9 protein-coding genes are annotated in these 9636 nt (G+C 46.4%); 4 read left to right on the top strand and 5 right to left on the bottom strand.

Annotated features, from left to right (window positions below; translation table 11 throughout):
* The 3 genes from WBA89_RS18585 to WBA89_RS18595 form a co-directional block, all read right to left on the bottom strand.
* Positions 1–927: histidine kinase dimerization/phospho-acceptor domain-containing protein (locus WBA89_RS18585; protein WP_424408690.1), on the bottom strand; the 927-nt coding region annotated here is incomplete at its 3' end.
* Entirely contained in the window at positions 893–1570 is a 678-nt protein-coding gene (locus tag WBA89_RS18590) for a response regulator transcription factor (RefSeq protein ID WP_424408691.1), read from the bottom strand. The genes WBA89_RS18585 and WBA89_RS18590, both read right to left, overlap by 35 nt.
* Before the next feature lie 969 nt (positions 1571–2539).
* Positions 2540–2875: a ribbon-helix-helix domain-containing protein gene (locus WBA89_RS18595; protein ID WP_373534917.1), complete on the bottom strand. Its 336-nt coding sequence runs from the start codon at positions 2873–2875 to the stop codon at positions 2540–2542.
* Between the two features lie 83 nt (positions 2876–2958).
* Between WBA89_RS18595 and WBA89_RS18600 the strand changes: the two genes are divergently transcribed.
* The 3 genes from WBA89_RS18600 to WBA89_RS18610 all read left to right on the top strand — a co-directional run bounded on the left by WBA89_RS18600 (position 2959) and on the right by WBA89_RS18610 (position 4810).
* Positions 2959–3222, top strand: a complete 264-nt coding sequence (locus WBA89_RS18600; RefSeq protein WP_424408692.1) for a hypothetical protein — start codon at positions 2959–2961, stop codon at positions 3220–3222.
* A 373-nt stretch (positions 3223–3595) separates the two neighbouring features.
* Positions 3596–4111, top strand: coding sequence for an HNH endonuclease (locus tag WBA89_RS18605; protein ID WP_424408693.1), 516 nt, complete (start codon positions 3596–3598; stop codon positions 4109–4111).
* 300 nt (positions 4112–4411) lie between these two features.
* Positions 4412–4810 (top strand): alr0857 family protein, encoded by a 399-nt coding sequence (locus WBA89_RS18610; protein WP_424408694.1) that lies wholly within the window; start codon positions 4412–4414, stop codon positions 4808–4810.
* 393 nt (positions 4811–5203) lie between these two features.
* Here the strand turns inward: WBA89_RS18610 and WBA89_RS18615 are convergent, their stop codons facing one another.
* Positions 5204–7318 (bottom strand): ShlB/FhaC/HecB family hemolysin secretion/activation protein, encoded by a 2115-nt coding sequence (locus WBA89_RS18615; RefSeq protein WP_424408695.1) that lies wholly within the window; start codon positions 7316–7318, stop codon positions 5204–5206.
* A 279-nt stretch (positions 7319–7597) separates the two neighbouring features.
* Positions 7598–8458 (bottom strand): DUF928 domain-containing protein, encoded by an 861-nt coding sequence (locus tag WBA89_RS18620; RefSeq protein WP_424408696.1) that lies wholly within the window; start codon positions 8456–8458, stop codon positions 7598–7600.
* A gap of 422 nt (positions 8459–8880) precedes the next feature.
* On the opposite strand from WBA89_RS18620, the gene WBA89_RS18625 reads away from it, so the two are divergent.
* Positions 8881–9636 (top strand): YncE family protein (locus WBA89_RS18625; protein WP_424408697.1); only part of this gene is annotated, 756 nt, incomplete at its 3' end.

Genomic DNA, 9636 nt, shown 5'->3' on the forward strand with positions numbered 1-9636 from the left:
CGTGGCTGCTGGTGCATCCATTCTAGTTAATAAAAGTAAGTCTTCAACTAACTGAGTCATCTGTTTAGTAGCAGAGTCGATCGCCGCCATTTTCTTAACATCTGCTGCATGAATTCTCTCAGGATGATTCTGCATCACTTCCACTGAAGTTTTAATCGCCGTCAGCGGACTTCTCAACTCGTGGGAAGCGTCGGCGGTGAATTGTTTTAACTGCTGAAAACTCTCCTCAATTGGCTTGAGAGATTGCTTTGTCAGCCACAAACCACCAACCGCAGTCAAGCTGAGAAAAATAATACTCCCATAACCCAATTTCCAGCGGAGACTGCTGAGAACTTCTTCGACTTCTTTAGTAGATTCTCTGGTGCGAATATAACCTTTTAATTCTTGACTTTTATCATCAGAAAAAATGTAAACTGGAATTGTAGCCGACCGAATTTGCCCGTTCTGTATGGTTTGGAAACCCGATTTTATCGGTAAAGGCGGTAAAGTCTTGCCGGAATTTCCTAGCATTTCACCTGCTTCATTAAACCATTCTACAGCTTGATCGGGTTCGCGCAGATTTTGCCAGGGAATGTCTAAATCTCCGTCTCTGTCTAACTGACGAGTTACTTTTTCGAGTTCTAGTTTAATCTGAGAATCATCATTGCGCTGTTCGCTTTGTTTGTCAGATTCATCGCCTTTTTCTTCTGGATGTTGTGAAAGGTACTGGTTTTCGATCACAACTAAACTGTGAGAAGCTGCTTGAGCCAAAACCTCCAATCGCTGGTCTAATTCTTGATACAGACTGCTGGCAAATAATTCATAAACAGCAATAGCAGAAGTTCCTAAAATAGCTACCATCACTGTTAAGTAAGATAGCAATAAACGCCATCCCAAAGCTTGAAATTGGGGATTAGAGGTTTTGGTTGAGCCGATAACCCATGCCATAAATAGTCTCTATAAAATTAGCTGGTGCGCCTGCTGCTTTCAGTTTTTGTCGCAAACCCCGGAGGTGAACTTTGACGGTTTCCTCTCCCGGTGAGTCTTCACAAGCCCATATATGGTCTAGGATAGCACTCCGTGTTAAAACGCGCCCTCCTGTTCGCAGGAATAATTCTAGCAAACTGTACTCCTTTGGTGTAAGATTTAGCAAACTATCGCGATAAGTAACTTCGCAGGTGTTCGGGTTTAAACACAGATTTCCCCACTCTAATACTGGTGGCAAAGTTGTACTTCCCCGCCTCAGTAAGGCTCTAATTCTTGCTGATAATTCTGGCAAATCGAAGGGTTTAACGACATAATCATCAGCTCCGGCATCTAGTCCTATGACTTTATCATTGCTGGTGTCTCTGGCTGTTAGCACGATCACGGGGGTTTTTAAACCTTGTCGGCGCAAGCGCTGACAGAGGGTAATTCCATCTATTTTTGGCAGCATCACATCTAGCAGAATTAAGTCATAGGTAAAAGTTTCTGCAAAGTTCCAACCTTCTTGACCGTCGGCGGCTATATCTACGGCATAATGTTGGTCGGTGAGGGCTTCTGCTAATGCTTGGGCAATGCGATAGTCGTCTTCTACTAACAGAATTTTCATAGCTCATTGCTAAAATATTGTTGATTGTTGATTGTGATATGGGATAGTTTTTTTTCGGAATGATTAAACCGCTATTGCCACAGAGTTCGCAGAGTCTCCAGAAGAGAGAGATGAATAATTCGGATGCCAACGGATTTGAGATCGTTGCTAATTTTTTAATCTCAAATTTAATATCTAATGGGGACTAATGACCCGCTGTTAAGGGTTCCCAACTTATGAGATATTCAAACAAAGATTGATAGCCCGCCCGGTTGGGATGAAGACCATTTGCCCTTCGGCGCGATCGACACTAATCATTAGCCCGATCGCGCGATTTGTCAAAAATATCTAAATAGGGGATTCCCCGCTCCAAACAAGCCACTCTGGTTGCTTCTTTATATCGATACTGGTCAGCTTGGCATCCTCACCGACCGTCGCGGACGGTGATTGCCAAACCTCACTATTTGAGTTTCTGTTTCATAGCAATTGCCTCTACCGACAAGGAGTTTTATGGCCTGACATTCGCTCTCGCACACTAACCCTGCTAGCAAGCGCGGTTTGATGTGTCGAAAACCTCAAAGGAATTCTGTCTACTGTGCGTGATTCTAGGGATGTTTGCCGTTGTCCTGTTCTCTTTTGCCGATCTAAAGATTTTTCTTTCCCGTTGCGAACAATCGCAAACTTTGGTGAAGCAGGTTGATGCCTCTATCGTCGCGGGTGGGTCGCAACCACTGGAATTATACCAAAATATCAATATTAAAGTCGTCCTGCAAGGGCGGAGTTTTCACCCACATTTCCCGATGAAGGGTTTGGCTTAAGTGGAGTAGATTGCAGGTTTGATCGGCACTTTACAATTATGAGTGAGCTTCGTGGGTCTGAAATTCAAAACCTTGAATTGTAACATAGATTTTTTTGGCAAGAGGTCTAATATTATAATCTTCAGCGCCTGGGGCGATCGCCCCAGGCCGGGCAAATTCTCGGTAAACTGGTTTATCCAGCCATACTCCCCATACTCAGCGGCACCATTTCCCCGTGCATCGTCAGGCCTAACAACATCGGCTCATTAACTCGAATCAACTCTCCTGTAAGCGCGCAGCGTTCGTCCTGCTTTGCTGTGGCATTAATGCTAGCTCGAATATCCGACAGACAAAACATCTGGCGATACTCTCCAGACTTCTGCTGGACGTAATTCCAGAGCAAATCTCGAATCAAAGCTTGATAGCCTTGATTCCCCGCGAGCTCTTTGAGTCTCTCCTTGAGCTCTCTTTCTAGTCGAATGCTGGTGACTTCCATTTCGGTGGTTGACGTTCTAGGTAAGGTATGCATTGTTTTTCTCCGTGACGGGTGGACATATCTGTAATATCAGTGTAGTATGTTTAAAGCTAGATTTAAAGGTCTCCGATCGCTTTGTGCTTACTGTGATATTTCTCTCCACCAATTCCACCTATCAACCGCAGGGCGATCGCCCTTGGGGTTGCAGCGACTCGTCACGGCGCGTCTTGATGGCGAGTTTTGCCACCGTCACAGCAATCTCGCGGGCAGGCCGGAGCCTAAATAAACCCAGTTATAGTGGATTGGGACAGAATGCAGAAATTAATTACAGCGAGGTAGACCGGGACGGTCTGGGAGTGGCACAGCCAGAGAAAGATACGCGAAGCGGGAGGTACAGCTAAAAAAACTGTACCGATACAGGATGAAAATTTGCATGAAAGCAGTTTTTTTTGCCCCCGCTTCTGTACGACAGAAGCAGGGGCATTTGATTGGATATTTGAGAAATTGGGAAAGGCTTGGGAAACTGGCAAAAAACCAAATTCAGCCAATGCTGGTGCAACACCCAAAATCCTAAATCTAAAACTTGTTTTGAGCGAAGTCAAAAAATTTAAAATTCTTCAATCTAACAATGCTGGTAAAACATCCACAAATCCCAAATCTAAAATCTAATCATGCTGGTGAAACACCCAAAATCCCAAATCTAAAACTTGTTTTGAGCGAAGTCAAAAAATTTAAAATTCTTCAATCTAAAATCCTAATGAAGAGGAGGTAGCCGTGACCGTACTAACTGATGTATTGAGGCAATCTGTGGTGGTGTTTTCCCAGAATTACCTACCGATGAGCCGTGTCAACATCAAACGGGCGATCGTACTTTTGGTAACAGGCAAGGCCCAAGCTCTAGATTATAGCACCGGCAATGGCTGGCTGGTGCGATCGCCCAGCACCAGCATCCACGTACCCGAACACATCCGCTTGACTTTTGGCAACAGCGAACGCCTTTGGAAAGTGCCGCCGGTCAATCGCCGGGAAGTTCTGCGCCGCGATGCTCATTCTTGTCAATACTGCGGTAACAACCGACATTTGACGCTGGATCACGTCATGCCTCGATCGAAGGGCGGGCTGCATACTTGGGACAACGTGGTGACTGCTTGCGAAGGGTGCAACTCTCGTAAGGGCGATCGAACTCCCCTAGAAGCTCAAATGCCTCTGCGAACTAAGCCGAAGTCTCCTATGCACCCCACTGTGGCTTTTTCCGAAATGTTTTGGCACGAATACCAAATTGGGGAATAGGAAATTAGTCATTAGTCATTGGTCATTAGTCATTGGTCATTGGTCATTAGTCAATCAAAAACAACTGACAACTAACAACTGTATTTCGCGATCGCATTTGCGACCCCAGAAACGAGGTTTCTTAGTACATTGCTGGTGAGTCGTCCCAAAATTCGTGTATAAACCAGGTTTCTCACTGCCCATGCGTAATGCGCGAACCAATGACTAATGACTAATGACTAATGACTACTGACTACTGACTACTGACTACTGACTACTGACTACTGACCAACTTTCAATTCCAAATTTAGGGCTGTCAATATGCTGAAGTTGACTTACACTGAAACGGGCTTTAATCTAGAGCGTTTGGCTCAATCTCCCGAACAGTTAGTGGCGCTGCGAGTTGTGCTGGCTGTGCGAGTTGGTCAAAGCATCAGCGTCGAACCGAGCACTGCGGCATTTTTGCTGCCGGCGAATTTGCCGACGCTGTCTCTGCTGGAATCTGAGGCCCGCCGAAATGACAGCGAGGCGATCGATCTTTGTGTTGCTGATGCTGATTTTGTGGAAGTGACTCTGCGCGGTACGTGGATTGGAGGCGCGTCAGAGGGGGCCGAGGGCGTGTTTGCGACTGTTTTGGGCGATCGGGCGGAGCGATTGCTGCTCAAACTCTGGCTCGAAACTCAGGCTGCTGCGGAGGTTGTCGGGGAAGTCGGCGATTAATATCGGATAGATGAAGTCATTAGTCATTAGTCATTAGTCATTAGTCATTAGTCATTAGTCATTGGTCATTAGTTATTAGTCATTAGTGATTGGTCAGATGATGAAGTCATTAGTCATTAGTCATTGGTCATTAGTCATTGGTCATTAGTTATTAGTCATTAGTGATGAGTGATTGGTGATTGGTGATTGGTCAGATGTTGAAATCAATATTTTTGGAGCATCTGAATATTTGTAAAAACACTTCTTCTGACTCCTTCTTTCTTCCTCTTTCCTCCTGTCTCCTGTCTCCTGTCTCCTGTCTCCTGTCTCCTCTTTCCTCCTGTCTCCTGTCTCCTGTCTCCTGTCTCCAATTTCTAGCTGGGCTGTTTTCCGACAGAGATGCTCCCGCTGCGATCATGGCGTATAAATTAGGTTGAAGTAAATGCCGTTATCTTGCAAATTGTCGCCTTTATCGCTAATTCTCACCAAAGGAAAAGCGTAATCTAGGCGCAGGTTCACCTGCGGTATCGGTTGCCAAATTACCCCCAAACCCACACCACCTAAAAATCTCTGATTCGTTAATTTATTAGGATTGTTGGGATTATTCCACACCGTACCCGCATCCAAAAATGGAGCTAATTGAAGTTTGGGATTTCCCGAAGCATCGCGCTGCAACGCAATCCGATCCTCCACCGATACTCGGAAGCCGTTATCGCCAGAACGGACATTTTGGCGGTAGCCGCGCAAAGATTGTCCGCCACCAATTACAAATTGCTGGGAAGGTAACAAACTATTAGCAGACAACTGCAAATCTGACTGCAAAATTAATAAATGTTTGTCGTTCAATCGCTGTACTCGCTGCACTTGACCCAGCCAACTCAAAAATTGTCCGTCAGGGGCAGAACCATCGTTTTGAGTAGCATCAAACAAGCTAGTGCCGATCGTAAATTGCGATCGCAAAGCCCAAGCACCCTGCGAGTCGCGCCGAATGTAGTCCTGTCCCAGCTTAATTGCAGTGGTAGTGCTGACACCCTTGGAGTCCGGGCCGATGCCAAAAGGAAACGGTTCGCCGGCGAGAAAAGTTCTGCTTGTCTGATAAGTAACACCGGCAGACAAGGCAAATTCTTCGATCGGCGTTCTCAGCAGCGGCTGGCGGTAACTCAATTCAAATAAATGCGATTTTCCTGAAATATCAAAAGCGTCAAAAGGTGCTTGTACAATACTGTTGCGGTTCGGTGCCGCCCTCAGTTGCAAAGTGCCGTTCATGGCATTTAGCGGGATGCGGTAGCTGAAATCGAACAAGTCTGAATCGCCGAGAGCTCGGTAATAAGCCGCCGCGAGTTCGTCGCCATTTCCTGTGATATTGCGGTGCCGCACACTTACCCCCAATCTTTCGGAACCGACGCTGGGAGGCGAGTAGTTGTCAAAGCTGAAACTAGATTGAAAGGGATTAGCTTCCGTAACTCTGACGATCAGAATGCTCTCGGCTGAATTATCTCCAGCCCGCAGGCTGGCTTCTACATTGTCGAATAAAGGATCGACTCGCAGCAGCCGGAGTTGGTTTTCTAATGAAGATGTGCTTAAAGGTATTCCGGCACCGAGTCGAATTCGGCTGCGGATGTAATTTTTATGCACTCTTTTATTTCCTTCTACCTCAATTCGGGCCAGCTTGCCTTCGATCGCTTGAATTTTGACTACCCCTGCGGTGATAGTTTGGGGCGGCAAGACTGCTCTGGAAGTGATGTACCCGCGATTGAGGTAAATTTCGGTAATTTTGTCGGCGATTTGTTGGATCTGTTCTAGGGTGGCAGAACGGCCCTCAAACGGCTTGATTAAGGCGTTAATTTCGTCTTCACTTAATATGGTGCTGCCAATTACTTCAATTTTTTGTACTTGAATTATCGTATTCGGCAGCGGCTGCGGAACTGGTGACGGGGGTTGGGGCGCAACTGTTGGTGGTGTTTGGGGAGGTTGTGGGGAAGGCTGCGGGGCTGGTTGCAGAAATCGATCGCGATTTGGATCTGGTTGAGTCGGGGGCGGTGGCAGGTTTGGAGGTGTCTGGGGTTGGTTTTGGGCTAAAACATTGCAATCTAGGGGGTTATGACATTTTGGCTGGCTCTCAACCAGATTTTTTGGTTCGGCGGCGATGCCAGCACCACAAGCAGTTTCATCGATTGTGGAACAGGCATCTTGCCTGTTCTCAGCGGGGTTCAATTGTGTTTCTAGTTCAGGGCTGCTTTCGGGAAAATCGGGGAGTTGATTTAAGTTTGTTGCAGTTTCATCTTGTTGGATTTCCAGTTTTCGGAGTGCTAATGCTTCGTTGTCCGTATTTGCTGAGTTGTCAGCGGCCGAAAACTGAGAAATATCATTTGTTTGGGATATAGCTTTATTGGCATAAAAGCAAGCGATAGGGAGCGCTGTTAGAAGTGAAATCCCCAACCGAAATATTGCAATATTTGCTATCGGGCGCATAATTAATATTTTTTGTAAAATAAGTTTGTCTTCTGCTTGACTCTGCAAGTTTACCATTTAGTATTGGGCGCAATTTGACTATAAAAATTTGAACAGTCCGGCTTTCAAGAGGCAAGGGAACCAGAAATGCTCGCGAGTACAAAAATTTGAATTTATTCAGGACGATCGACCAAAAAACCCGAAACGCCACAAAAATTATCTGTGGCGCCGACAAATACTGCACTTGCAACCTAGTTTTTGGTACTGGCTGCACAAGTCATGCCATTTTAGGGCTGACTCTAGGGGTTCCTGGCTTTTGGCCTACCGCTGCATTCTTTGAGTGAAACTAATCTCGAATTATTTTTTGGTTATGGGTGTTAACTCACTGGCGACTAATGGTGCTTGGGCAATTTTGCCGAGTTCGACCGATCTCAACACTTCTGACCACTTGGTGGCTAAACTGGTATCGCTGGGAGACTCTAGGCGCAGTTGAGCTAGAGTTGCCAGGTATTCGTACCAGAGACCTTGTTGGGCTAAGATGCTGAGCTTGGCGTGACTGTCGGGCGATCGATCCAACTGTGTTTTCACTGTTGGGGCGAGTGCGGTGCGGTTGATCCACCCGGAAACGAGAACATCATCTGTATAGCTTTGCGGGCTGCATTTGATAGTAAAGTACCATTGATAGTTTTTGCCAACTTCCAGGGCTGGCGCGTTGCCGTCGGAGCCGAGGCTGACGCTAACGATACCGCCACGGCTAGTTACCATCCGAAAACTTTTTTTGTATACTGTTTTGTCCATTTCGTCTGCTAACTCAAACTGAACTGTTTTGTCAACGGCTGCGGGGAGGTAGTAGAAAAATGTGGGCTTTGCTGATATGGTTTGCCCCATAGTTGATTGGGGAATTAAGGCTGTTATCGGAGTGGGGCAGACGAAGCCCCTGGTTCCTCCCCCTTCCCGCCTTCCGGGTACTCCCTGCTCCGGCGGTTGAAAGTTATTCCAAGCGGCTCCGGGTTGCTGGCTGTTGGCTCTGTTTCCCGTCTGTCCGGGGGGTTGAGCTGTTTGCAAGTTGAGGGGTAGCTGCGGTGTTGAGGGGCGGTGGACGCTGTTTGCGGGGCTGTTGATAGCCTCGGCTGGTGTGAATAAACTACCGGTGCCAACTGCCTGTAAAGACAGAATTAATGAAAGGGCGCTGGTGTTGAGAGCAGACTTCCAAGCCATGATGAACCTGCCTTCTGATTAACCTAAGAACTCGATCGCACGTTTTTATTCTACCCAAGGTTTTGCTGGATATAGTAATCTGTTGTACTTAATTTATATCTTCAGCCAGATACGATTAGTTTGGCTGCTTTGACGGGAATAGAATTCTGTGTAGCGTTTTTCAGTGGTAGTTTAGTAGTTATACTTACTTGAATTGACAGCAGCAGGTTGGGTTGACCTTGTTAAACCCAATGTTGACAATGACTAATATTCTGAGTTTTTTAACTGTGACCTGCGGCTAGAATGCGTCTTTTCGTCAAAAATCCCGGTTGATGCGTCAATCGCGGATATCAGGAATCTCGGCAATTTTGCTGGTGAACCTCCAGCGATCGGCTACAAGTTACAAGTGAAGTTTTCTGTACAATACCGGCAAGAAATTTAGCATGAATCTCGATTCACCAGTTATCTCGGACAAACAGCCTTCGGGGCTGCGAATGGTCAGACCGATCGGTGTATCTGCACTGCACGGCATTGTTTTTTTTGGAAATCGGTTGTTCGCTGTCGATCGCGCCGAAGGGCTACTATTGGAGATCGATCGAGAAACTGACAACACTACTGTTTTGAATCCTTATCAAACGGCTAAGTTTGCGGGCGCAACCGGGCTGGCGATTTGGGAAGATACTCTCTGGTTTGCGCGAGGTCAGGATATTTGTTGCTGTCCGGGTGCAATTCGCGATGGGGCGATCGCACAACTCAAACCGGAACATTTTGTTTCCCTTTCTTATCCAGTTGACGGGATTGCTGTTTGGCAATCTACACTTTACATAACTTGCCAGAGATTGGGCTATATTCTGGTTTTTGACGGAAAAACTGGTCGGGAAATTACTCGTTTTTTCGCTCCCGGCATCGGAGTAGAAAATATCACAGTCCGGGATGAGGAAATTTGGGTTTGCGACAAAACCGAGCAAACTGTTTACTGTTTGGAACGGGCAACAGGAGAGATTAAATTTAGCGTTTTAACTCCCTTTGAAAATCCTTCTGGTTTGGCTTTTCACAAAGATTCAGAGACTGGGGAAGAGGTTCTCTACGTGGCTTATGCGGGGGAGGAACTTTACATTCGAGATGACCCGAATTCCGAAGATCCTTTTCAGTTGACGAAGCGCGATCGCACTTTTATTCACCCTTTATCTTTTCACTAC

This window comes from Microcoleus sp. (assembly GCF_049646505.1).
Taxonomy (GTDB): domain Bacteria; phylum Cyanobacteriota; class Cyanobacteriia; order Cyanobacteriales; family Microcoleaceae; genus Microcoleus.